Annotated in this window: 22 protein-coding genes; 4 read left to right on the top strand and 18 right to left on the bottom strand. The window is 27.5% G+C overall.

The genetic code is table 11. From position 1 onward, the window contains the following. Positions 1–26 precede the first annotated feature (26 nt). The gene (locus H8923_RS08615; protein WP_153971712.1) at positions 27–596 is read right to left on the bottom strand and encodes a TVP38/TMEM64 family protein; all 570 of its coding nucleotides are present in this window, start codon (positions 594–596) and stop codon (positions 27–29) included. A gap of 25 nt (positions 597–621) precedes the next feature. After that, positions 622–1194, bottom strand: coding sequence for a hypothetical protein (locus tag H8923_RS08620; RefSeq protein WP_187127887.1), 573 nt, complete (start codon positions 1192–1194; stop codon positions 622–624). 428 nt (positions 1195–1622) lie between these two features. Here H8923_RS08620 and H8923_RS08625 point away from each other — a divergent pair, with 428 nt between their 5' ends. Further along, positions 1623–3287, top strand: a complete 1665-nt coding sequence (locus H8923_RS08625; RefSeq protein ID WP_153971710.1) for a glutamine--tRNA ligase/YqeY domain fusion protein — start codon at positions 1623–1625, stop codon at positions 3285–3287. Between the two features lie 45 nt (positions 3288–3332). Here the strand turns inward: H8923_RS08625 and H8923_RS08630 are convergent, their stop codons facing one another. From H8923_RS08630 to H8923_RS08645, 5 genes are all read right to left on the bottom strand, one after another. Beyond that, positions 3333–4220 (bottom strand): YegS/Rv2252/BmrU family lipid kinase, encoded by an 888-nt coding sequence (locus H8923_RS08630; RefSeq protein WP_153971709.1) that lies wholly within the window; start codon positions 4218–4220, stop codon positions 3333–3335. 19 nt (positions 4221–4239) lie between these two features. Beyond that, positions 4240–4881, bottom strand: a complete 642-nt coding sequence (locus H8923_RS08635; RefSeq protein WP_153971708.1) for a lactate utilization protein — start codon at positions 4879–4881, stop codon at positions 4240–4242. A gap of 79 nt (positions 4882–4960) precedes the next feature. Then, entirely contained in the window at positions 4961–6226 is a 1266-nt protein-coding gene (locus H8923_RS08640; RefSeq protein ID WP_153971707.1) for a 4Fe-4S dicluster domain-containing protein, read from the bottom strand. Between the two features lie 191 nt (positions 6227–6417). Then, on the bottom strand, positions 6418–6552 hold the full coding sequence (locus H8923_RS17500) for a hypothetical protein (protein WP_263457705.1): 135 nt from the start codon (positions 6550–6552) through the stop codon (positions 6418–6420). A gap of 110 nt (positions 6553–6662) precedes the next feature. After that, positions 6663–7652, bottom strand: coding sequence for a homoserine dehydrogenase (locus H8923_RS08645; protein ID WP_153971706.1), 990 nt, complete (start codon positions 7650–7652; stop codon positions 6663–6665). Positions 7653–7898: 246 nt separating this feature from the next. Between H8923_RS08645 and H8923_RS08650 the strand changes: the two genes are divergently transcribed. Further along, positions 7899–9101: a pyridoxal phosphate-dependent aminotransferase gene (locus H8923_RS08650; RefSeq protein WP_153971705.1), complete on the top strand. Its 1203-nt coding sequence runs from the start codon at positions 7899–7901 to the stop codon at positions 9099–9101. 83 nt (positions 9102–9184) lie between these two features. Here H8923_RS08650 and H8923_RS08655 read toward each other — a convergent pair whose 3' ends face one another. Together H8923_RS08655 and H8923_RS08660 are read right to left on the bottom strand one after the other, a co-directional pair. Continuing rightward, complete coding sequence (locus tag H8923_RS08655) at positions 9185–9676, bottom strand: hypothetical protein (RefSeq protein WP_153971704.1); 492 nt, start codon at positions 9674–9676, stop codon at positions 9185–9187. A gap of 237 nt (positions 9677–9913) precedes the next feature. Then, complete coding sequence (locus H8923_RS08660; protein ID WP_153971703.1) at positions 9914–10123, bottom strand: cold-shock protein; 210 nt, start codon at positions 10121–10123, stop codon at positions 9914–9916. 176 nt (positions 10124–10299) lie between these two features. On the opposite strand from H8923_RS08660, the gene H8923_RS08665 reads away from it, so the two are divergent. Beyond that, positions 10300–10488, top strand: coding sequence for a hypothetical protein (locus H8923_RS08665; RefSeq protein WP_153971702.1), 189 nt, complete (start codon positions 10300–10302; stop codon positions 10486–10488). A 64-nt stretch (positions 10489–10552) separates the two neighbouring features. Here the strand turns inward: H8923_RS08665 and H8923_RS08670 are convergent, their stop codons facing one another. The 9 genes from H8923_RS08670 to H8923_RS08710 all read right to left on the bottom strand — a co-directional run bounded on the left by H8923_RS08670 (position 10553) and on the right by H8923_RS08710 (position 22618). Then, the gene (locus H8923_RS08670; protein WP_153971701.1) at positions 10553–11470 is read right to left on the bottom strand and encodes an ABC transporter permease; all 918 of its coding nucleotides are present in this window, start codon (positions 11468–11470) and stop codon (positions 10553–10555) included. After that, the gene (locus tag H8923_RS08675; RefSeq protein ID WP_153971700.1) at positions 11470–12558 is read right to left on the bottom strand and encodes an ABC transporter permease; all 1089 of its coding nucleotides are present in this window, start codon (positions 12556–12558) and stop codon (positions 11470–11472) included. The genes H8923_RS08670 and H8923_RS08675 overlap by 1 nt, the downstream gene beginning before the upstream one ends. Further along, complete coding sequence (locus H8923_RS08680; RefSeq protein ID WP_153971699.1) at positions 12551–14104, bottom strand: ABC transporter ATP-binding protein; 1554 nt, start codon at positions 14102–14104, stop codon at positions 12551–12553. Before H8923_RS08680 ends, H8923_RS08675 begins: the two co-directional genes overlap by 8 nt. 25 nt (positions 14105–14129) lie before the next feature. After that, on the bottom strand, positions 14130–15242 hold the full coding sequence (locus tag H8923_RS08685; protein WP_153971698.1) for a BMP family ABC transporter substrate-binding protein: 1113 nt from the start codon (positions 15240–15242) through the stop codon (positions 14130–14132). 3 nt (positions 15243–15245) lie between these two features. Next, positions 15246–16553, bottom strand: a complete 1308-nt coding sequence (locus H8923_RS08690; RefSeq protein ID WP_153971697.1) for an amidohydrolase — start codon at positions 16551–16553, stop codon at positions 15246–15248. 412 nt (positions 16554–16965) lie between these two features. Continuing rightward, on the bottom strand, positions 16966–18183 hold the full coding sequence (locus tag H8923_RS08695; RefSeq protein ID WP_153971696.1) for a DHHW family protein: 1218 nt from the start codon (positions 18181–18183) through the stop codon (positions 16966–16968). Positions 18184–18205: 22 nt separating this feature from the next. Further along, a complete protein-coding gene (locus tag H8923_RS08700; protein ID WP_153971695.1) occupies positions 18206–19627 on the bottom strand; it encodes an MBOAT family O-acyltransferase in 1422 nt (473 codons plus the stop codon). 2 nt (positions 19628–19629) lie between these two features. After that, on the bottom strand, positions 19630–20253 hold the full coding sequence (locus H8923_RS08705; RefSeq protein ID WP_153971694.1) for a hypothetical protein: 624 nt from the start codon (positions 20251–20253) through the stop codon (positions 19630–19632). Positions 20254–20293: 40 nt separating this feature from the next. After that, positions 20294–22618 carry a glycosyltransferase family 2 protein gene (locus H8923_RS08710; RefSeq protein ID WP_153971693.1) on the bottom strand — a complete coding sequence of 775 codons (2325 nt, stop codon included), beginning with the start codon at positions 22616–22618 and terminating at the stop codon, positions 20294–20296. Positions 22619–22978: 360 nt separating this feature from the next. Here H8923_RS08710 and H8923_RS08715 point away from each other — a divergent pair, with 360 nt between their 5' ends. After that, positions 22979–23155 (top strand): hypothetical protein, encoded by a 177-nt coding sequence (locus tag H8923_RS08715; RefSeq protein WP_153971692.1) that lies wholly within the window; start codon positions 22979–22981, stop codon positions 23153–23155. Positions 23156–23611: the final 456 nt, after the last annotated feature.

Raw genomic sequence — 23611 nt, forward strand, 5'->3', positions numbered from 1 at the left:
TTATTACGTAAATGTAAGAATTAAATCTATAAATTATCTTCTTTATGCACTTTATTATTTATGTTTTTACCAATAATCCATGATATTAAAATAAACATCGTAAATAAAATTATCTTTAATGGATTTCTAAAAAAGCCTTCAATATCTTCACCTACATAACTTATAAATAAAAACATAACAAATTTTCCACATACCATTCCACTTACAAAAGTTTTCATATCAAATTTAACTAATCCACTTACAATAGTAATAAGAAAGTCTGAAATAAAAGGACAAACATAAGTTATAAAAATCATGCTAAACCCCTGTTTTTTAATAAATTCTGTCAATTTTTCATTTTTTTGTCTATTTCTATATTTGTCAAATATTTTTAATTTAGATATTTTTCTAGCACAATAATAAAGTAAAATTGAAGCAATACATGATCCTGCCCATGATATAAAAAATCCAAGCCACATTCCAAATATCATTGAATTTGCCAATACTATACCAACTAAAGGTAAAATCGGTATAAAACTTTCTATTGCTGTTAAAAAAAATGCAATAAAAGCCGATAGTATCTTATATTGAGCAACTGAATATAAAATCTGCTCCACTAGTATCACCTACTTTAATGTCAATTTACTTTGTATTATACTCTCCAATAAATTCAATAATATCTGTAGCTGTCACAAATATATTTAAAATAACTTTATCTTTAATAACTTCTATAGTTTCTATTTTTAAAGGTTCTATATAAGAGCTACCAACTATTATTTCATTTTTTTCTATTTCAAAAGGTAATGTGTTCATATTTGATTTAAGTACAGCACTAACTATGCTATTAGGAAGTTTTAGTTTACCTATTTTTACATCTTTTAATTTAAGGTGTAAATTATTACCAATTATGCTTGGATAAATATTAACTTCATATTGAGTATCTATAAAGTTTAAAATCCTATATGGAGCCTTTATTTTTATAAAATCATCATGTAATGTTGTTTCATTACGCTTAAATTCCTCTATATTATACTTTGTTATTACAGTATATAAAATATCTCTAAATTCTTCTTGTGATATTTCTAATATTCCTTTTAACCTGATAGGATTATTTAAAATTTCAAAAGACTCTATAAAGTTATCTTTTAATAAATCCTCTATGGTGATTATTTTATTATTAGTATCTAAAGTTACTTTTTCAGATGGTAAAAGCATAAAATAAGCACCACCTAGAAGTATCGTAATTATAACCACTATCATTATTAATGTTTTTGTACCTTTTATAATAATCTCTCCTTCCTCAACCTAAAATTGATACTATTAATTACCAATATATAAAAATATATTTAATTAAAGCTCTGATAAGTTTATTTTTAAACTATAATAAATTTATATTTATAGAATTATAATTTACAATAAAAAAAATTATAATACTAACATAAAATTTTTAATTTTGTTCAATACTCTTAAATATAATATCTAATGAAATTACATAATGAAATAATGTCGTAAATTTAATTATTTAATCTTTATTTGTTATTTATATCTTTATTTTTTTGCTATATTGCATTAAAATTAATAATATGGAATTATAGTATCATTTTTACTATATAGAAACTATTTGAAATTGAGAGGTACAAATTATGTCAAATGAAACTAATTCATCTAACTTTATAAGAAATATAATTATAAATGATTTAGAGACAGGTAAACATGACAGCATAATAACTCGTTTTCCACCAGAACCAAACGGGTATTTACATATAGGTCATGCAAAAAGTATATGCCTAAACTTTGGGCTTGCAAAGGAATTCAACGGAAAAGTTAACTTAAGATTTGATGATACAAATCCAGTTAAAGAAGATGTTGAATACGTAAACTCTATAAAAGAAGATGTTCAGTGGCTAGGATTTGATTGGAATAACTTATTCTTTGCATCTGATTACTTCGATGAAATGTACAATAGAGCGTTACTTTTAATAAAAAAAGGTAAAGCTTATGTTTGTGATTTAAGTCCAGAAGAAATGAGAGAATACCGTGGAACTTTAACTGAGCCAGGTAAAGATAGTCCATACAGAAACAGAACTGTAGAAGAAAACTTAAATTTATTCGAAAGAATGAAAAATGGAGAGTTTAAAGATGGAGAAAAAGTTTTAAGAGCTAAAATAGATATGTCTTCTCCTAACATAAACTTTAGAGATCCAATAATATATAGAATAGCGCATGCTTCTCATCATAATACAGGAAACAAGTGGTGTATATATCCAATGTACTGCTTTGCTCATCCACTTGAAGATGCTATTGAAGGTATAACACATTCAATATGTACCCTTGAATTTGAAGATCAAAGACCAATTTACGATTGGTTTGTGAGAGAATGTGAAATGGAAAATATTCCGAGACAAATAGAGTTTGCTAGACTTAACTTAACTAACACTGTTATGAGTAAAAGAAAGTTAAAGCAACTTGTTGATGAAGGTATAGTTGATGGATGGGATGACCCTCGTATGCCTACTATATCAGGTGTTAGAAGAAGAGGATATACGCCGGAATCAATACGTAATTTCTGTTCTGAAATAGGTGTAGCTAGAGCTGACTCTAAAGTAGATAGTCAATTATTAGACCACTTCTTAAGAGAAGACTTACAACCTAAGGCTCCACTTGTAATGGGTGTCCTAAAACCATTAAAATTAGTTATAACTAACTATCCAGAAGGTCAAACTGAGATGTTAGATATAGAAAACAATGCTAAAGATGAAACTAAAGGAACTAGACAAGTTTCATTCTCTAGAGAATTATATATAGAACAAGAAGATTTCATGGAAGAACCAATAAAGAAATACTTCAGATTATTCCCAGGAAACGAAGTTCGTTTAAAAGGTGCTTACTTTGTTAAGTGTACTGATGTAATAAAAGATGAAAATGGAAACGTTGTAGAAGTACATTGTACATATGATCCAGAAACTAAAAGTGGATCAGGATTTACAGGTCGTAAGGTTAAAGCAACTATACATTGGGTAGATGCTAATAACTGTAAGCCATGTGAGTTTAGATTATTTGAACCATTAATATTAGATGATGCTCCAGAAAATGAAGGAAAGCACTTCTTAGATCAAATAAATGAATCTTCAATAGAAATATTACAAGGATTCGCTGAGACAACTCAATTAAAAGATGCTAAACCATTAGATAAATTCCAATTCGTTAGAAATGGTTTCTATAGTGTAGATACAAAATACACTACTGATGATAAGTTAGTATTTAATAGAATAGTTCCACTAAAGAGTTCTTTTAAACCTGGAAAATAATAAAAAATCGGAAATAGACTAAAATGTTTATTTCCGATTTTTTATTTAATTACATCCTAATATTTCTATTCCATCTTTAATGCATTCTATTTCTAATGGAAAATCTGGACCTTTTTCACCATCAATATCTGTAATTAAGTCATCATTGCACTCTATTATAACTTTCTTAGTTTTAAAGTACAATAAATCTTCTTCATTATAGTGGTCTAAATGTTCTCCTTTTAAGGTACTTATAAGAACAGGAATTGATTTTGGAAGTGGTGTTGCTTTAAATATTATAACATCCAAATAACCATCATCTAATTCAGACTTATATGCTAAATTAATATTTCCTGCAGTTTTTCCATTGAATACAAGCATTAGATACATATCTCCAATGTATATAACCTCATCCGAATGTACCTTTATATTAAACTGTCTCAAATGCAATGCCTCTTCTATTCCCTTTATATAATATGAAACTTTCCCCATAGAATTTTTAAATTCCGTGTTTATCTTTTGAGATACATCTGTAAACATTCCTGCACTAGCCACATTTATAAAAAATTTATTATTAACTTTTCCAATGTCAATTTTTTTTGGCTTAGAATTAATTATATTTACTATGGATTCTTTAACATTAAAAGGTAAACTTAAGGCATTAGCAAAATCATTAGCTGTTCCTGTTGGTAATATACCAATAGGCTTATTAATCTCTAATTCTTTCATAACATTTAAAACCATATCCACCGTACCATCTCCACCTGAAATCAATACATGTTCATAGCTATCATCTATATCTATAAATGCATCTTCAATGGGATTTTGTTTATTTAGCCTATATGGAATTAATATATATCCATAACTTTGATAAATTTCTATTATAAAATCTAATTTATTGACAATAGATCTTTCCCCAGAATTAGGATTATATACTAGCTTTACCTTTTTCATTATTCCTCCTTACTGCATATTAATATCCAAAGTTTTCATTTAAAAATATTACATGCATTCTTCCAGCTGTTCTTTGTCTTTTTATTAATGTATACTCACAACAGATTCTTCCTGGACTTGAACAATCCATACATTGTCCTGTTGATGCACATGGTGTCTTACAACTTAATCTTTTTGTATTTGCAGGAGCACATATTTCTTTATTTCTGCTTATAGCTTCGTCAACATCCTTAACAATTTTATTAACACCAACAATTAATATAACTTTGTCTGGTCCATAAAGCATTGCTGCTACTCGATTGCCATTACCATCTACATTATATAGTTCACCATTTTCCGTAACAGCATTTGTGCTTGCAAAATAAGCATCTGCATAAAAAGACTTTCTATATATTTCTTTCATATCATCAGCAGAAAGATTGGCTTGATATCTATCTAAAAAATTATACTTTCCATTTCTAAGATAATCTATTACGTTAGTTTCAAATAAAGTCATTGAACCCCCACATGCTACTAAGTCACCTTCATTTATAAGTTCTTCTATTTGATTTAAAAGTTCTTCTTCGTTATTTACTAAATAAGCACACATGTTATTTTTTTCTAGAGCTTTCATAGTTCTTTCTATTTTTTTTTCATTAACCCATTTAACATTATTATCCATACTCAACCTCCAGTAAATTTTATTACTATCTATAAATATCATACTCTATTATTTTAACATAATTGCTTATTTTTAACATTTACTTTTGATTCATACTTAGTATTTTATCCAAATAAATAGATTTCATCTGTTGACTTGCTAGCATCTTTTTAGCTGGAGGTAATTTTAATATTGCAGAAAGTATAGCTGCCATAGCTCTATGGCTACTTAAAGCTTTATTATCAAATATCAGTTCTTGTAGCTGTCCTTTTTCTATAGCCATAAGAACTACTCTATGTACTGAATTGGCAGGAGTAATTATTTTTTCCTTTCTTCTTAATAATGTAATACTTCTTTTACTACAGTTTCTAACACAAACTCCACATCCTAAACATCTATCTTCATCAACTTTAATGATTATTTCATCTTTATTTTTCATCTTACTAATAGCTCCGATTGGGCATGCTTTTATACATTTTTCGCATTTGACACAAGTCTTATCATTTATACTTGGAATAAAACTTGTAGTTGCTACAGGATGCAAATTACCAAATTTTTTAGCAGCTAATAAAGCTTCGCAACAACATCCACAACAATTACAAATGAAGTTTACACCTTGTCTTACATTTTCACCACATTGAACTAAATTATGTTCATATGCTTGATGTAGCAATTCTTTACATTCTGAAGCATCAATTCTTCTTGCATAGTTGTTTTTTATTAAAGAATTTGCTGTTCCATTAAAAGTCATACATATATCCATTGGAGCATCACATGCTTTTCCAACATGTTGCATCTTGTGCCTGCAGTAACACATTCCTACAGCAATATGCTTAGCTTCTTCGATAATATGACTAGCTCTTTCATAATCTAATATTGTTACTTCATTTTCATTGGTTAAAACTTCTTCTTGTACATAAACTCTACCTAACTTCGTCTCAGCAGAATAAAATAAGTCTTTTATAAAATCTTCCTCTACATTTAAATATTGATAATATAGTTCTGCTAAAAGTTTTTGGTCTATATCATTTCTAGTTCTCATTAAAGCGAACTCAATAAATCCTGCCATCGGTGGAGGTAATATGTATTGTTTCCCCTTATCATCTTCTAAATCTAATAATATTGCTTTACTAGCTAGTTTATCTAATACTTTTAGGGCATCACTTTCGCTTACGCTCCATATTTTAGCAGCTGTCTTTACTCTAAATGCCTTTATTGGCAATTGAGCAACAAGTTCTGCCTCCTTCTCAGTAAATAATATTGATAATATCTGATACAAAGTATCTGATGGAGGTGCACCCTGAGGAAACCTATTTAATCTCTCTTCCAAACTTTTATAAGCCTTTTTAACATTTATATGCGACATCTAATCACCCTTTATTTTTTTATATATTACCTATTGTAGCATAAATAGGTTTATAAAATAATTTAATAAAAACTACTCTACTCTTCACATTATGCTACCATTTTCCATTTTTTATAATAAAAAAAAGTTGAACTATATTTAGTTCAACCTTTTTTTGGAATATATATATATAAATCATCAGGATTATAAGCTTAGTTATGCTCTATTATAGTTTTAGTCGTGTTTACATTTTGTGCAACACATCTTTGACTATTTATTCTTTCATTTACTAGTATGTATTTTGATATACCCTTTAATGTAGATATTATTCTTTCTATTTTTTTCATTTTTAATCATCTCCGTTACTTCTTTTTTTCTTACAAGAATATTGTATACAATATGCAGTATATTGTCAACGTATTTTTTTATTTTTATTATAATTAAAATATTTAATATATTAGCAAATACTAATCAAATCCCTTAAAATTGATGAAGCTGCATTTAATGGTGAAGAAGCCCCTCCAATAATAGTTAAATCTCCTAATATATCAGTTTTATAATAAACCCCTTTATTTTTTCCATCGATTGAGTATAGTGGATGATATTTGTCTATTAATTGTGGTTTAACTTCAATTATAAAATTTTTATTATCTGATGATATTTTTCCAATAAGTTTTATCTTCTTATTATCCTTTTCTGCATTTTCTATTTCATAAAGACCTATATTTTCTATTCCTTCTACATATATGTCTTTAATGTCTAAATCCATAACTACTTTAGATATAATTAGCATTTTTGCAGCTGTATCATATCCACTTACGTCTAAATATGGATTTGCTTCTGCTATTTTTAAACTCTGTGCTTTTTCCAATGCTTCTATATATGTAATTTTACTATTAGTCATTTCTTCGATAATATAATTGCTTGTACCATTTAACACTCCTTGTATTTCTATAATCTTTGAGCCTTTGAAACAACTATTTCCAACATCTACAGAGGGTAATGCTCCTCCAGTTGTACACCCAACTTTAAGACTTCTATTATTGTTATCTGCTATAGATTTTAACTCCTTATAATAATGAATTATCGGACCCTTATTCCCTGTAACAACATGTATTTTATTTGTAAGAGCCTTTTTTATATGAGTATATCCAGGTTCTCCATCTTTTATGTTTGTACTTGTTAACTCTATTAAACAGTCAATATCTTTATTTTCTATTATGTTATCAATATTTATGTTTTTCCAGTTAGGATGTTCTTCTAGTTTAATATTCTTATCAATATGATTTATTATTGATTTTATATCCAATCCCTCAGGATTATATATTCCACCGTTACTCTTTATTATGTAATTTAACTTTATTCCATCTAATAATTCTTCTCTAATTTTTAATAATTTAACAAAAGATTTCCCCACTTCTCCAAATCCAATTAGTCCTAAATTCATATTCTTACCTCCACTTTAACTTTATATTATTATAATTGATTTTATTTAAATTAAGATATAGTTTAATGAAATAAATCATATCTTTATAATAGTGATATACAATTTATATTTTATATATTATATTTTTTAATATATTTAATTATTTTAATTAATTGCAATTTTTAAAAATATGCTGATTATTTTGACAAATAGTTTATTAAAATATGCTAAAATATACTTAATTAATTTATAAGGGGTGTTATTACAATGATATCAAATAAAATGGAAACTCTTCTTAAAGGAAACTCTGTCATAAGAGCAATGTTTGAAGAAGGCAAAAAACTAGCTCAAATTCATGGATCTGAAAATGTCTACGACTTTAGTATAGGTAATCCAAATGTAGAACCTCCAGAGAAAATCAAAGAGATTATAAATGAAATATTGAATTCTGAATCTGCAAATTTAGTTCACGGATATATGAATAACTCTGGATATGAAGATGTAAGAGAATCTATTGCATCATATTTAAATAAAAAGGAAAGCCTTAGTTTAGGTTTTGAAAATATAATTATGACTTGTGGGGCTGCTGGAGGATTAAATATAATTTTAAAGACATTATTAAATCCTGATGATGAGGTTATAACATTTGCTCCATATTTTGGGGAATACGGTAATTATGTAAATAACTTTGATGGTAAATTAGTAGTTGTACCTACAAATATAGATAACTTTGAACCAGATTTAAATACTTTGAGTATAGCAATAACACCTAAAACTAAAGCTTTAATAATAAACACACCTAATAATCCAACTGGAGTAATATACTCATCTACTTTCTTAGAAAACTTAGGAAATTTACTTGAAGAAAAACAAAAAGAGTTTAATTCTAATATTTACTTAATATCAGATGAGCCATATAGGGAAATTACTTACAACAGTGCTATAGTTCCTTGCATCTTAAAATACTACAAAAACTCTTTTATAGGTTATTCATATAGCAAATCCTTATCTCTTCCTGGAGAACGTATTGGATATGTGGTAGTAAATAATGATATGAATGACTTTGATAATATAATATCTTCACTTAATATAGCAAATAGAATTCTAGGTTTTGTTAATGCTCCTTCTCTTTTCCAAAGAGTAATTGCTAGATGCTTAGATGCTGAGGTTGATATTGATATTTATAAAAGAAACTTTGATGTTTTATATAATCATATAACTGATTTAGGTTTTACATGTGTAAAGCCCAAAGGAACTTTTTACTTATTCCCTAGAACTCCAATTGAAGATGATAAAAAATTCTGTGAGGATGCAAAAAAATTCAATTTACTTTTAGTCCCTGGCTCTTCCTTTGGATGTCCAGGTCATTTTAGAATTTCTTATTGTGTATCATATGATACTGTTATAAATTCACTTCCTGCTTTTGAAAAATTAGCAGAACTTTATAATTTAAGTAGTAATACAAATTAAAAAATAAGAGCATACTCCAGTATATAATTTTTATCGAGGTATGCTCTTTCTTTTATTTTTCAATTTTTTACTTAAGTATGCACTTATAAATCAGTTTTTAATACAAAACTGACTAAGTTAAGAAGATTATTAGCTATAATAAATTCTTCTTTACTAATATAATTAATATATGATCTAATTTCTTCCCATTTTTCTTCTACAGATTTACTATTAAAACTTATATCTTTTATACTGTTTATTATGTCGGTAACTTCAAGCTTTTTATCTATAGATAAAGAAGTATTTGATTCTATTTCACTCATAGCATCATCAAAAACTTCTTTAAGAGCAGATATTTTATATTCATTAGTTAGCTTATTTTTATGCTCATTTAAATATTCATTCAAATCCTCTAAATCTTTTTTCTTGTATGACCATACATTATTCTTCTCTAGTGAAGTTAAGAAGTTTATTTGATTTTTATATTTATCAATCATCTCCTCAATAATTATTACCATTTCTAATAGATTATTTAATTTTAGTGACTCTTCACATTTTTTTATATCTAAATCTAAAACTTTAATATTTTCCTTCAAATTATGACCATCCTTCTAATTTATTTCTTTTACTACTTATACAAAGTTTATAATATGTTATAAATATTAAATTAGCAATACTCTACTTCAACGATTTTACTTAATTATATAATGACATCTTTTAATTCATTAACTAAATATAGTTTTACACTAAATTTAGTTGGAAAGTCTTGATTTTTATTATATAAAAAATACCTTTTATTTTTCTAAAAGGTATTTTCAATAATTATTTTATTTTTACATTTTTTGAACATTTATAGCTGATGGACCTCTTTCAGCTTGAACTACATCAAAGTTCACTTCTTCTCCTTCATGTAAATCTTTATTATGACCTACTTCTTTTATATTAGAATGATGTACAAAAATATCTTCTCCATCAATAGTTTTTATAAACCCGTAACCTTTCTCATTATCAAACCATTTAACAACGCCATTGTAATTTGCCATTTAAAATTTCTCCTTCTTTAAATAATGTTTCTTTAAATATTATCTGTCTATCATACTTTTTTATTCTTGAAATTACATACCATTATATCTTTTCTAACCTTACTCATAAATATTATTTACTTTAGTGAGTAAAATAATAGATAGATTTATATTTTTTAAGTAATGGAGTGAAAAAAATGGATAATAATTATAGTTTATTTAACACAAATAATAGATTAGGACGATTTTTAGATGAATATCAAACTAATATTATAATATCTTCAAATGCATCAGAGGAAAGATTTAAAGATGGTGTAGATTATTACTACAGCCTAAACGACTATTTAAATGACGACAAGGAAGAAAAAACAAATTATATGAACTAATAAAAATGGACTGCCTCTAAATTAGTATTAAGAGACAGTCCATAATGAACTCTGTGTTTATATATTATGCTTTATTTTCTTGATTTGTTTTATTAGCACAATAAACAACATATATAACAACTATAGCTAAGTATGGAAGCATTTGAATAAACTCTATCGGAAGGTTTATTCCTTGTAAGTAATTACTCATACTCTCAGCAAACCCAAATAAACTTGAAGTTAAAAGCCCTACTACTGGATTAGCTCCTGCCATGGACTGAGTAGCAAGTGCTATATATCCTCTACCTGATGTCATACCCGCAGAGAATAATGTAACATATCCCATTGATAAGAATGCTCCACCAAGTGCAGCTAATGCTCCACTCATAGTTAGTGCTATATATTTTACTTTATTAACACTTATTCCTACAGACTCAGCAGCTTCTGGACTTTCTCCGACAGCCTTTATTCTAAGCCCTAATTGTGTATATTTAAACATTATATATACAAGCAGTACTAGTACTAATGCTACATAAGTTAGTATATTGTGACCTGATATTATCTTTCCAATTACAGGTATATTTTCTATTATTGGTATATTAATATTTGGTAATGCTAAAGAATTTAAAGAAGTAGAAGCTCCTTTATCTCCTGTTAATAAATATAATCCAAATATAGTCATACCTGATGCCATTAAATTAAGTGATATACCAGATATAATTATATTAGATTTTAATTTAAGTGCAAAATAAGCAATTATATTACTTAATATTATACCTGAAATCACTGAACATATTAAACCTAAAAAAGCATTTTGTGTAAAGTGACTTGCTGCAACTCCAACGAATGCCGCTGTTAGCATTGTACCTTCTAGTGCTATATTTCTAGCTCCAGCACGAGATGCTATCATAGCACCTAATGTTGTTAAAAGTATTGGCGTTGTAGATCTTATAACAGCAAACCAAAAATCTTCTTTTAATAATATTGCAAATAGAGCTTCCATTACTTATCGCCCCCTTTGTTTTCGTTGTTTGCTAAGGCTAACTGACTTTCTTTTCTTTGTTTTATAAAGTATAAGAATCTTTCAGCTGTAACTAAAAGTATTATTACACCTTGTATAAGTGCAACTATTTCATTTTGTACATCTGTTTGTCTAGCCATTATATCTGCACCAACACGTAGATAAGATAAGAAAAATGCCGCTATTGGCACAAATATTGGATTGTTAGATGATAGTATAGATATTATAACCCCATCCCAAGCATATGTTGGAGCAGTTGCCCATTGGAAGCGTCTATACATACCTAACTTTTCTATAGCTCCCCCTATTGCTGCTACGAATCCTGATATAAATGAAGTATATAATATTACCTTCTTTGTATTTATACCTGAATATCTAGCAAACTCTGGGTTAGAACCAACTATTCTTATTTCATATCCCCACTTAGTACGTGTTAAGAATATATAAAGTAGTATACAAACTACTATTGCTATTATAAATCCTGTGTGAAGTCTTGTCCCATCAACTATATTTGATAAAGCTGATGTTTTTAGGAACTTAAGTGAGGCAAAGTTACTTGCTTGTCTATCTGCTAAGAATTTATTAACTATATATAATCCAGTATAGAAGAACACATAGTTAAGCATTAAAGATGTAACTAGTTCATTTGCTTTGTATTTAACCTTACACCATGCAGGTATGCTTCCTATAATTCCGCCAATAAATCCAGCTATAACTATTGCTACCATTGGATGAATCCCACTTGGAAGTGGTATCATTATTGCAATGAAAGATGCTACTACAGCCCCCATATAAAATGAAGCGTCTGTTATCATTGAGAAGTTTCCTGATTTGAAAACTAAACTTAATGATAAACCAGTAAACATAAGCGGTACCATCATCTCAAGTACATTAAATAAGTATCTTTTCGAACTTATTGGTCCTGTAAGTAACGTTGCTAAAGCTTTAGTTGGATTTTCACTGCACATGAATATTATTGCTGTTGTTATAACAAGTGCTATACCTACTGCAACAAATAATCTTAATAAATCAAAATATTTTAAGACATTAAATTTACTGTCTTTACGCATAATAAGCACCTCCGATTACCTCATCACTATCACGCTTAACGCCTAGCATGTAAAGACCTAATTCTTCTTCTGTAACATTTTTAGCATCATCCATATACGCTACTATTTTACCTTCATGCATAACTATTATACTATCACTTAAAGATAATACTTCTCCTAAATCTGATGATATAAGTAATATTGCTTTTTTAGCTTCTCTCATATCAAGTATTTTATGTCTTATGAATTCTATTGCCCCAACATCTATTCCACGAGTTGGTTGATTAACTATTAAAAGATTTGGATCATATAAAAACTCACGTCCAACTATTACCTTTTGTATATTACCACCAGATAAATCTTTTATAGATTGTTTAGTATTATCATGCTTTACTATAAATTCTTTTACTAATTTAGTTGTAAATTCCTTTACTTTTGTTAAGTCTAGTAATCCTTTTTTATTTAATTCCTTTGAAGCATATATCTTAGATATTGCATTGTCTTCAATTGAAAGATTTGGTGCACTACCAAAATGTAATCTATCTTCAGAAACATGAGATATTCCTAGTTCTTGTCTTTTTAATATAGATTCTTTAGTTATATCATTCTTACCTAAAGCGATTTTACCATTTACTATTGGAGTTGTACCTATTATCGCATTTACAAGTTCTGATTGTCCATTACCCTCTATACCAGCTATACCAAGTATTTGACCTTCACGAACTGTAAAGCTTACATCATTTACCACTACATTTTTGAATGAGTTTTTAACAGTTAAGTTATCAACGCTTAAAACTACATCCTTAAAGTCTCTTTGAGTTTTTTCTATGTTTAAATCTACATCACGACCAACCATAAGTCTAGATATCTCTTGTTCTGATAATTCACTAACTGTGTAAGTACCCATTGTTTGTCCATCTCTTAAAACTGTTAATCTATCACAAAGTTCTTTTATTTCGTGAAGTTTATGAGATATAAATATAATTGTATATCCTTGTTCTTTTAATAACTTTAACTGTTTAAATAATTCTTCTATCTCCTGTGGTGTAAGTACTGCTGTTGGTTCATCTAGTATTAATATCTTAGCTCCTCTATATAAAGCTTTTAATATTTCTAATTTTTGTTTCATTGCTATTGAAATGTCTTTTACCTTAGCTCTTGCGTCAACTTTTAAGTTATATTTTTTTGAGATTTCTTCTGTTTGCGCTATAGCTTCTTCAATATTTATAAATCCTGATTTTGTTGTTTCATGACCTAATATTAAATTTTCCGCTACAGTCAAAGAAGGCACCAGCATAAAATGCTGATGCACCATTCCTATACCTTTTTCTAGAGCTTGTTTTGAAGATGAGAAATGTACTTGCTCTCCATTTACAAATATATCACCACTAGTCTGCGGTATCATTCCAAATAGCATTTTCATTAAAGTAGATTTTCCTGCACCATTTTCACCTATAAGTGCATGAACTTCACCTTCATTTATAGCAATATTTACATTATAGTTTGCAACTACACCACCAGGGTAGACTTTTGTTAAATTACTTACTTTTAATATTTCTTTCTTCATTTAACACACCCCGATCCTAATCTAATTACTTAGCATTTTTTATTATTTCTTTTAAATCTGCTTCTTTCATACCTAAAGCACTACTAACTTCCACTTTTCCATCTTTTAATTGGTTTGCAATTTCACTTACTTTTGTTCTTATAGCTTCACTTACTGTTGAAGTATATATATCATTTTCAGCAAGCCCTACTGCATTTTCTTTTATTCCTAATACACTATGAGTGTTGAATTCTAATGAGTTATTTAAGTACGCATCCATTGCATCAACTAATGAGTTGTCTATATTTTTAAGAGCTGAAGATATTATATATTTCTGCTCTTCTTTTCCTTCATAAGCTAAAGCTTGGTCACTATCTACACCTATTACATATCTTTTTGCATCTTTAGCAGCTTCTACTGATCCTGCTGAAGCTGGTCCAGCTGCTGTGAATACTATATCTGCTCCATTTGAGTATTGAGCTAATGTTATTTCTTTAGCTTTTGCTGTATCTGTAAATGAACCTATATATGCTACTTCAACTTTAACATCTTTATCTATAAACTTAGCACCTTCAATGTATCCAACTAAAGAATCATTTATAACAGCTGATGTATCTCTAGCTCCAACGAATCCTATTACCTTTTCTTCATTAGCAAGTTCCATATCGCTAGTTGTAACTGCAGCTGCTAAAGCTCCTGCTAAGAATCCTGCTTCATTTTGCTTATATGTCATTGAGTAAACATTATCTAAGTCATACTCGTCATAGTTAACATCTGTGTCATAAACTATATACTTTTTATCTTTATAATTTTCTGCTGTAGTTTCAACATGTTCCTTCATATCCCAACCACCAGTTATTATTATGTCAGCATCTGATTCTGATGCATCTACTAATGATGGTTCAAATTTAGTTTGGTCAAATCCCATTTCTACAACATCAACATTAACTTTATCACCAAACTGTTCTTCTATTTTCTTCATACCAGCATTTGCTGAATCATTGAACCCTTTATCTCCTAAAGCTCCTGTTACTAATAATTTAACATTTACTTTTTCTCCATTAGAAGCAGCATCCTTTTCCTCTGAACCGCATCCAACTAAGAAAGTAGCACTAAGTCCTACAGCTAAAAGTGTTGATAATATTTTTTTCTTAAACATTTCTTAAACCTCCGCCTTATACAAATCAGTTTTATTTGTATCATTTAATAATTTTATATATTGATCAAATGTAAGTCTTTGCTTATAATTTGATAATATCTCTTTTGTACGTTTACCATTATCTTTTAGTAAATCTTTTATAGTTTCTGTAAAATAATTAATTGGTAAATCATATGCTATATTAGTATCCTCTGTTCTGAAGTCATTTCCATGAACTCTTCCTGCAAAACCTGAAACACCTATTTGAACTGTTGGAAGTAAATAAGATAAATCACCTATATCTCCACTTGCAAATGAATGGCAATCTGATAGTATCTTGTCTTCATTCATAAATTTAAGCATGTTATCTTTTACTGCTTTTGTAAGATTTTCATCTTGTGTTAAAGGTAAGTATCCACCTGTATTAGTAATTTCAACTTCTGCTCCAATAGACAATGCTCCACCTCTAAATGCTCTATCTACTTTCTTATTAACATCCATTATCGCATCTAAAGTTTTAGCTCTTATATACATATCTATTGCAACTTTATCTGGAACACTATTAACACTTGCTCCACCATCACTTATAACATAGTGAACTCTTATTGCATCATCTTCTTTAAATGTTTCTCTCAGGTACGCTATTGCACTTAAAGCGACGTTAGCTGCATTTAAAGCATTTACACCATCTGAAGGATTAAGTCCAGCATGTGCAGATATACCTCTAAATGTAATCTTTTTACCTAAAAATCCATTTAAACTTGAATTAACCTCTGCAAAATGACCTGTTCCTGGTGGCATTGCGTGAGCTGATAAAATTAAATCTATATCATTAAATGTATTAAGTTTAATCATTTCTTGCTTTCCTGATATATATGAAATTTTATTTTCTTTCACTAAATTTTCTCGGTATTCAAAATCACAGTATTCCTCTGCTGGAGTTGCTATAAATGATATCTTTCCACCAAGTTCTTCAATAATATTAGATTCTTTTAGTGCTAAAAATGTCCCTAACATCATTCCAACTTGTGCATAGTGACCACATGAGTGAGCACAGTTGTCTTTTTTCCCTAAGTACTTATGTTCAGTACTTGGTACAGAGTCTAATTCACATAATAAAGCTATATGAGGACCTTCTTTTTTAGAATCAATTGTGGCCTTTATCCCTGTTATTGCTATATCATTAATGTAATTAATGTTATACTTTTCAAGTTTCTCACATATTAACTTATTTGTTTCAAACTCCTTAAATCCAAGTTCTGGATTTTTAAATATTTCTTCACTTAAATCTATCATTTCTTTTTTTAGTGAATCTAAAAGTAAATTATCCATAATCCACCTCTCTTCCAAACTTATTTTATTATTTTGTGCTTATTATCATTTTTACTTTCTTATTATATCAGTTTCTGGATATAATTCAATATTTTTCTCATATTTTTTGTAGTATTTTGTATTATTTTGTTGGTTTATATCGTGTTAACTAAAATAATTAGGATTATTTCCTTATTATAATTCGTATTTTTCAAAAAAAATAGTGATCTAATAAGATCACCATTTTTCTTTCATGTTTTAAAATAACAACACTCAAAACAGATAAGTTAGTATTTGTAATTATACATTTTTAATATTGGAATATAAATGTTATACATTATCTTTTATTTATTATACACTATTAAATTATTTTTTACAATTATTATATATTATATTTCTAAAAAAAGATAATGGTGTAGACCATTACCTTTCTTTAATTCTTAAAATTAAAAAATTCTCTTGTTAAATCTGGTGGTGAAAATGTTACAAATACAAAGTCAGTATTTAATTTATTTGTCAAATCAGTAATATCATCATCATAATATCTTGGATCTACTAAATAAACATCTGAACACACATTTGATAAAAACGCAGCTAAAGGTAATGAAAATGAATCTTTTATAAGTAACACTTTTATTCCTTTTGGATTATTTTTATTTTTTATATGTGTGAACCCTTGATTTCCTGTAAGATATGAAGAGTACATATCTTTTTCTAAATCATAAGGACTCTTTTGACTATTAAAAGGCATTGTCGAAACTAATGAATCTTCAAATCTACCTTGTAAATTTACTATTCTATCTTTTGTTTGAGACATAAATTCAAAGTTAGTATCAAATTTAGGATATATCAATGTGAAATCATCAACTCCACTGTAGTATATACTAGCCTTTCTTGCCATTGACCCTGCATAGCTATTTTTATATTTTATAAAATTATAATTATCCTTATTTCTATAAAAACCATCTTCATCTAAGTTTAAATTGTATTTATAATTTAACTCATCAACTAGTTTTGTATATGCCCAAAAAGATGTTTCTATTTTCCAGTGATGATCCGTTTTAAAAAATAGATCTTCTTTCGGTATTCCATTATCAAGTAATCCATCTCTGAAATCTATAGTATCTATTCCTTTATCCTTAATACCTTTTATAAAATTATCTGCGGTTTCATTTGCAAAGTTATATGGTATACCTTTTGGAAATTCCGTGTACCCTTTGATGTATTTATCCGGAGGCATTAAGTATATTAATTTTGTTTCTTTATTTTTAATATTTATCTTAAGAGTATTCATTTCATTTACTATCTCATTTACAGGATTAGGTCCTTCAGCAAAATAAGTATAGTGAAGTGAGCCATTAGTATCTTTAACTACTTCAAAATTTGATTCTTCATTCTTACCCATAAGATTTTGCGTTAATCCATATAAACCAATATATTCATTCTTTTTATACACATTTTCATTAATGACAGAATCTATTTTATTAATAAGATCTTTTATAGTTTCAAAATTAAGATTACTATAATCAAATTCTTTAAGTGTACTTACTAATGGCCCAGAAGATATTTTTATATTTTGATATGAGAAAAACATCAAAAATATAATAAATATTAAAGCAGTTATTCCTTTTTTAATAAATAATCTTTTCATTATGTCAATTACCTTTCCCTATTTAGAAGTTAAAGTATATAAATGGATTATAACTACCTTTTACAAGGTAAGATGTAACTATAATAAATAATATCATTATTGCAATTGGGTAAGCATATTCTAACACTTTAACACCCTTAGTTTTTTCTACAATTAATTTATTTGCATGTTTTGCAATAGGTGTTGAGAACACTATACCAAGCACAAAGAATACAGCATATTCTTTTATAAACATCAATGTATAATCACTAAAGAATCCATTATGACTCAAAGCAAACATATATGAAATATATTTACCTGCTTCATATAAGTTTGCAGATCTAAATATTACCCATCCTAGATTAACTAAAAATAAAGTGTATATATGTTTAAAAACATCTATTTTATCTATTTTTTCAAAAGATATTATTTTTTCAAAAGCTATAAATACAAAGTTTAACAGTCCCCATACTATAAATGTCCACTCTGCTCCATGCCATATACCAGTTAACAACCAAACAACTAAAAGATTGCGAATCATCTTATCTTTGTTTTGAACTCTAGATCCCCCAAGAGGGAAATAAACATATTCTTTAAACCACGATCCTAAAGATATATGCCATCTTCTCCAGAACTCTGATATAGATTTTGATATATACGGATAATTAAAGTTCTCTTCGAATTTAAACCCAAACATTAACCCCATTCCTATAGCCATGTCTGAATATCCACTAAAGTCATAGAATATTTGTAACGTATAAGCTATAGAGCCAAGCCAAGCTAAAGATGCTGCTATTGGTGATATTTCGCTCATACCAAATACTCTATCAGCAACTATTGCCATGCTATTTGATATTAAAACTTTTTTGCCTAGCCCAGTTATAAATCTACAAGTACCTACCGAAAACTTTTCCCATGTTTCTTTTCTATTTTTAATTTGCTCAGCTATAGTACTGTATTTAACTATAGGACCAGCAACAAGCTGTGGAAAAAATGAAATGTATAATCCTACATAAAAAGGATTTTTTTGTACAACTCCACTTTTTCTATATACATCAATAACATATGATAGTGCCTGAAATGTAAAAAATGATATTCCTATAGGTAGCACAATGTTTGGAATAATAATAGGATTATTTTGGTATTGATTAATATTTCTAATAACAAAAGTCAAATATTTAAATATAAAAAGCATCCCTAAGTTATATATACATGTTATAACTAAAAAGAATTTGGCTATACTTTTTTTATCTCTATAAACATCTATAATTAAAGCTAGAAAATAATTTACTACAATTGATAATATCATTAATACTACAAATTTTGGTTCACCCCAAGCATAAAATATTAAACTTAATATTAATAAAATTCCATTTTTTAAACACTTCGAAAAAAATAAGCCATAATATAAGATTAATGTGACTGGTAAAAAATAAAATAAAAATGTTACGCTTGAAAAAATCATTACTATACCTCGTTTTCCTTTTTTATATTGTTAGTAAGATTTTCAATATATCTCTTCTTACGTGTTATTATATAGTAAATAATTACTATAAAAGTCAATAATAACAATATTCTTAATATAATTATTATTGTATTTATTGCTTTTTCTTCATTATTGCTAATTATCTCTTTTACATCAGTCGCATTCGCTAGTCTAATCTTTACATTTTCTTTTTTTTCGTACTCATAAATCCAAGATTTTACTAGTTGTATTTCTATCTTACCAGACCATCTATCACCTATATTTGATTCTATAGTTATCAACCCTGGATTTGCACCAGTATTTACTGTAAGTATGCCATCTTTATTTATTGTTACATCCTGTACTTTGGGATTAATCTCAAAATTAATTTTAGAATTTATCTTTTCTAAGTTTAAATCTTCGTATTTTAATTTGTACTTCGCAATGCTTTCTCCAACAACTGGAATCTGGACTAAATTATCACCAACTATCTCAATTTTACTCTTAGAGTTTATTTTATTTAATACTTGTGAATTATTATTTTCAGCATGTATTTTAATATAATTTCCAAAGAAAAATAATAAAGAGAGTAGTATTATGATGTATTTCTTAAGCGTCTTGTTCACTTTAATATTTCCTTTCTATTTGCACCATTTTTATAAAAATCTATATATAGTTCATTTCATCAAACTCAAGACTGTGCTTTACACTATTAGTTTGCATATCAATATTAATGAGCTGCTTTGCCCTATCAGTATTAAAGTAATTATTCCATGAGTATACAATTGAAATGAACTCTTCATTCTTTACTAATTGGTTATAGTTTTCAACTCTGTAAAGCTTTATACAATTGCGATTTGTATCATTTTTTTTATTTGTCTTTCCATAATCAATTTCTTTACCTTCTACACATTTTAAATAGATGTCATCATTTACTTGTACTGTTATATTTTCTGGTAAAGAAATTGAATGTAATGCTTGTATAGCTGCATACTCATAGTTATAATTTAATAATTTTATATGACCTTGTTCTAGTGATTTTAGTTTCTTATCAACATCTATACGAGCTAATCTTCTATTGAATGATGTTCCTTTTTTATATCTTTTTAATAAATTTATTCTAATGTCATCAAAGCTACTTAAATTATCATCTAAGTTTTTAGGCATAATTGGCTCTCTATCATATAAAATATGATATAAGTTTCTTTTATCATTTTCTTTTATTTCTTTTAATGTAAATGCATATTTCCATTTATCTTTTATATTATCAACATGAACAACTTTAGCTTTGAATTCAGTCCTATATACATCGGTATATATATTGATAGTAACTAATTTATCTTGTGGAATGTATACAGGTAAATCTAATATAGTAGCCATTCCTCCTTCTGATATATCGTTAGTTACACAATTTATTGTTTTATTATCATAGGAAATTGTACAGCTTGTTTCTACATGTATTCTTTCATAATTTCTATATGCCTTTCTACCTAACATAAAGAATATCGACATAAGTAAGTTATATAAATTAGTGCATAACCAGAATAAAATTACAACATAAGTAACCGTATTTTGTTCAAATGTCGCCATTACACAATTTCCGATTCCAATTGTAGTTAAGATAGATAAAATCATATGCGGTATAGCTTGAATAAAGTTATATAACTTATCATTGTCCTTATCTTTATTTTTTTTAGTTACTTCGAATTTCTTTTCAGATAAACCAAATGTTTCTAATACTACACTTGGAATTAATGCCATAAATAATATTGTTTCATATATATTTGTCCACTTTGTACTTCTTATATTATTGGATAAATATTTTAAAGATAAGTCACTAAATAAATACATTGGTAACCAAAATATAAGAACTTCAATAAAGCTACATTTAACAACCATGATTCCAAATGTAGAGAACATTATTGGAGATATAATATACATAAATCTTTTTAGACCTGAGTACCAATATGATATCGAAGATATATAACTAATTTTTTGTTTTAGATTCAAACCTTTTTTAAACAATATATTTACTTTTCTACCAGTTTGAATACACCCTCTGGCCCATCTTTTACGTTGTTTAATTAAACTTTTTAAATCAGATGGAGATAAGCCAGATGCATAAATTTCGTCTAATGCATAGCATTTATAACCTTTGCTTTGTATCTGTATCCCAGTTGCAAAATCTTCAGTTATAACTCCTGTAAAAAATCCGCCAATTTCTTCTAATGCTTCTCTGGAAATTAAAGTATTAGTACCACCATAAATAACTGAATTAGTTTTATTCTTACTAACTTGAACATCTCTATAAAAATAGTCCTGTTCGTTAGGTATTCTATTCTCTGAAAATAAATTGTATTGAAATAAATCTGGGTTGTAGAAACTTTGAGGTGTTTGTATAAAACCTATTTTTTCTTCTCCCATAAAATAAGGTACACATGAAATTAAAAAATCATGTTTAGGAATCATATCTGCATCCAATGTTAATATAATTGGAGATGAAGAATATTTCATAGCATTATTTAAGTTTCCTGCTTTTGCATAAGTATTTTCTTCTCTTGTTACATAATTAATTCCCATTGAGTCCGCTAAAGATTTCATTTCTGATCTATTTAAATCATCGCATAAATACACATGAACCTTAGACTTCTCTGGGTAATCCATATTTATACAACCATTTATAGTTTTATATATTAAATCAACTGGTTCATTGTATGTTGCTATAAATACATCTACATGAGGAAATTTTTCATCTTCAACAATAGGCTTTTCAGGGTAGACTATATTAGACATCTGTTGATAATGAACTATTGCTTCAAACATACCTATAACTTCAACAATTAGCAATAATACTCCTAATATTGTTGATAAGATTCCATACTCAAATGGAATAGTAAAAAATATTCTCCACGTTAGATATATTATTGATGATAGAACTGTTGCCAATATTAGCAGCTCCTTTTTCAATTTATTCTTTTTCTGATTATCCATTATTCCTCCTTTATCTATTTATGCTATTTAAAAATAATCATAATAATATTATTATAATTATTTTATTAGTATTATTTCGACATAATATTTCATATTATATCATATAGTTTTGTAATTATTAATACTTTAATCCTTATTACTTTAATTACTAATTTTTAATAAAATAAATAAAAGAGATACTAGAGCACTTCGATCCAATATCTATTTTAATTAATGTGATTATGATAGCTTAATAGGTAAGGCGTTATTTATTAATATAACTAATACGTAACCTTCAAATTCAGTTTACTATCACATTACCTCCATTTACCCATAGACTAAATACAAAGACATTTTTTATAATTAACAGGATGATTTTTTATGTATTATAAAACTAATAGGCAGACACTTAAAACAACAGATACTAGAGATGTTTATGATGCCATAGATAAATATAATATCAGAAGACTTAGAATAACATTTTGCTCTCTTACTTTAAATAACGAATGTATAAACTCTAGAACTGAGGTAGGGTTAATAGATCTTGCGGTATTATAGAAGGACAAATTCTTAGGAATAATCAACCATTTGAGAATATAATTTTAAGATATAGTAAAATACTTAGAATTGAGTATGTAGGTGATAATACACCGTCATCAGTGCTTCCAATATTTGATATTATAGAAGGTTGTAGAGGATTTATTATGGTAACAGAATGTACACAATTGCAAGGAGGACAATGCACGCAACGTAGGAGTTATCCTTTCTTAGTTACTAGTATAGATGAGAGAAATAATGCTATTAGAGTTTTAGAATAAGAGGTAATCAAAATCCTGAGTTCTTTATTTTAGATGCTCGTATGATATTAAGGGTTGAATGTTTGAGCCAAAGTAGTAATCCTAGCCTTCCTTGGAACTTAATTCCTATTTTACTTCAAAATATACCCAATAGATATGAAAATTAATAACTAAATTAATAAAAAAATAAGAACTATTCCTTAATTTCCACATATGA

Origin of the sequence: Romboutsia faecis (genome assembly GCF_014323405.1) — a bacterium.
Lineage (GTDB): Bacteria > Bacillota > Clostridia > Peptostreptococcales > Peptostreptococcaceae > Romboutsia_E > Romboutsia_E faecis.

Excerpts from the sequence above, each read along its gene's own strand:
- H8923_RS08620 (WP_187127887.1), bottom strand. The coding sequence starts at position 1,194 with ATGCTTTTACCATCTGAAAAAGTAACTTTAGATACTAATAATAAAATA.
- H8923_RS08625 (WP_153971710.1), top strand. The coding sequence starts at position 1,623 with ATGTCAAATGAAACTAATTCATCTAACTTTATAAGAAATATAATTATA.
- H8923_RS08630 (WP_153971709.1), bottom strand. The coding sequence starts at position 4,220 with ATGAAAAAGGTAAAGCTAGTATATAATCCTAATTCTGGGGAAAGATCT.
- H8923_RS08635 (WP_153971708.1), bottom strand. The coding sequence starts at position 4,881 with ATGGATAATAATGTTAAATGGGTTAATGAAAAAAAAATAGAAAGAACT.
- H8923_RS08640 (WP_153971707.1), bottom strand. The coding sequence starts at position 6,226 with ATGTCGCATATAAATGTTAAAAAGGCTTATAAAAGTTTGGAAGAGAGA.
- H8923_RS17500 (WP_263457705.1), bottom strand. The coding sequence starts at position 6,552 with ATGAAAAAAATAGAAAGAATAATATCTACATTAAAGGGTATATCAAAA.
- H8923_RS08645 (WP_153971706.1), bottom strand. The coding sequence starts at position 7,652 with ATGAATTTAGGACTAATTGGATTTGGAGAAGTGGGGAAATCTTTTGTT.
- H8923_RS08650 (WP_153971705.1), top strand. The coding sequence starts at position 7,899 with ATGATATCAAATAAAATGGAAACTCTTCTTAAAGGAAACTCTGTCATA.
- H8923_RS08660 (WP_153971703.1), bottom strand. The coding sequence starts at position 10,123 with ATGGCAAATTACAATGGCGTTGTTAAATGGTTTGATAATGAGAAAGGT.
- H8923_RS08665 (WP_153971702.1), top strand. The coding sequence starts at position 10,300 with ATGGATAATAATTATAGTTTATTTAACACAAATAATAGATTAGGACGA.
- H8923_RS08670 (WP_153971701.1), bottom strand. The coding sequence starts at position 11,470 with ATGGAAGCTCTATTTGCAATATTATTAAAAGAAGATTTTTGGTTTGCT.
- H8923_RS08675 (WP_153971700.1), bottom strand. The coding sequence starts at position 12,558 with ATGCGTAAAGACAGTAAATTTAATGTCTTAAAATATTTTGATTTATTA.
- H8923_RS08680 (WP_153971699.1), bottom strand. The coding sequence starts at position 14,104 with ATGAAGAAAGAAATATTAAAAGTAAGTAATTTAACAAAAGTCTACCCT.
- H8923_RS08685 (WP_153971698.1), bottom strand. The coding sequence starts at position 15,242 with ATGTTTAAGAAAAAAATATTATCAACACTTTTAGCTGTAGGACTTAGT.
- H8923_RS08690 (WP_153971697.1), bottom strand. The coding sequence starts at position 16,553 with ATGGATAATTTACTTTTAGATTCACTAAAAAAAGAAATGATAGATTTA.
- H8923_RS08695 (WP_153971696.1), bottom strand. The coding sequence starts at position 18,183 with ATGAAAAGATTATTTATTAAAAAAGGAATAACTGCTTTAATATTTATT.
- H8923_RS08700 (WP_153971695.1), bottom strand. The coding sequence starts at position 19,627 with ATGATTTTTTCAAGCGTAACATTTTTATTTTATTTTTTACCAGTCACA.
- H8923_RS08710 (WP_153971693.1), bottom strand. The coding sequence starts at position 22,618 with ATGGATAATCAGAAAAAGAATAAATTGAAAAAGGAGCTGCTAATATTG.
- H8923_RS08715 (WP_153971692.1), top strand. The coding sequence starts at position 22,979 with ATGTATTATAAAACTAATAGGCAGACACTTAAAACAACAGATACTAGA.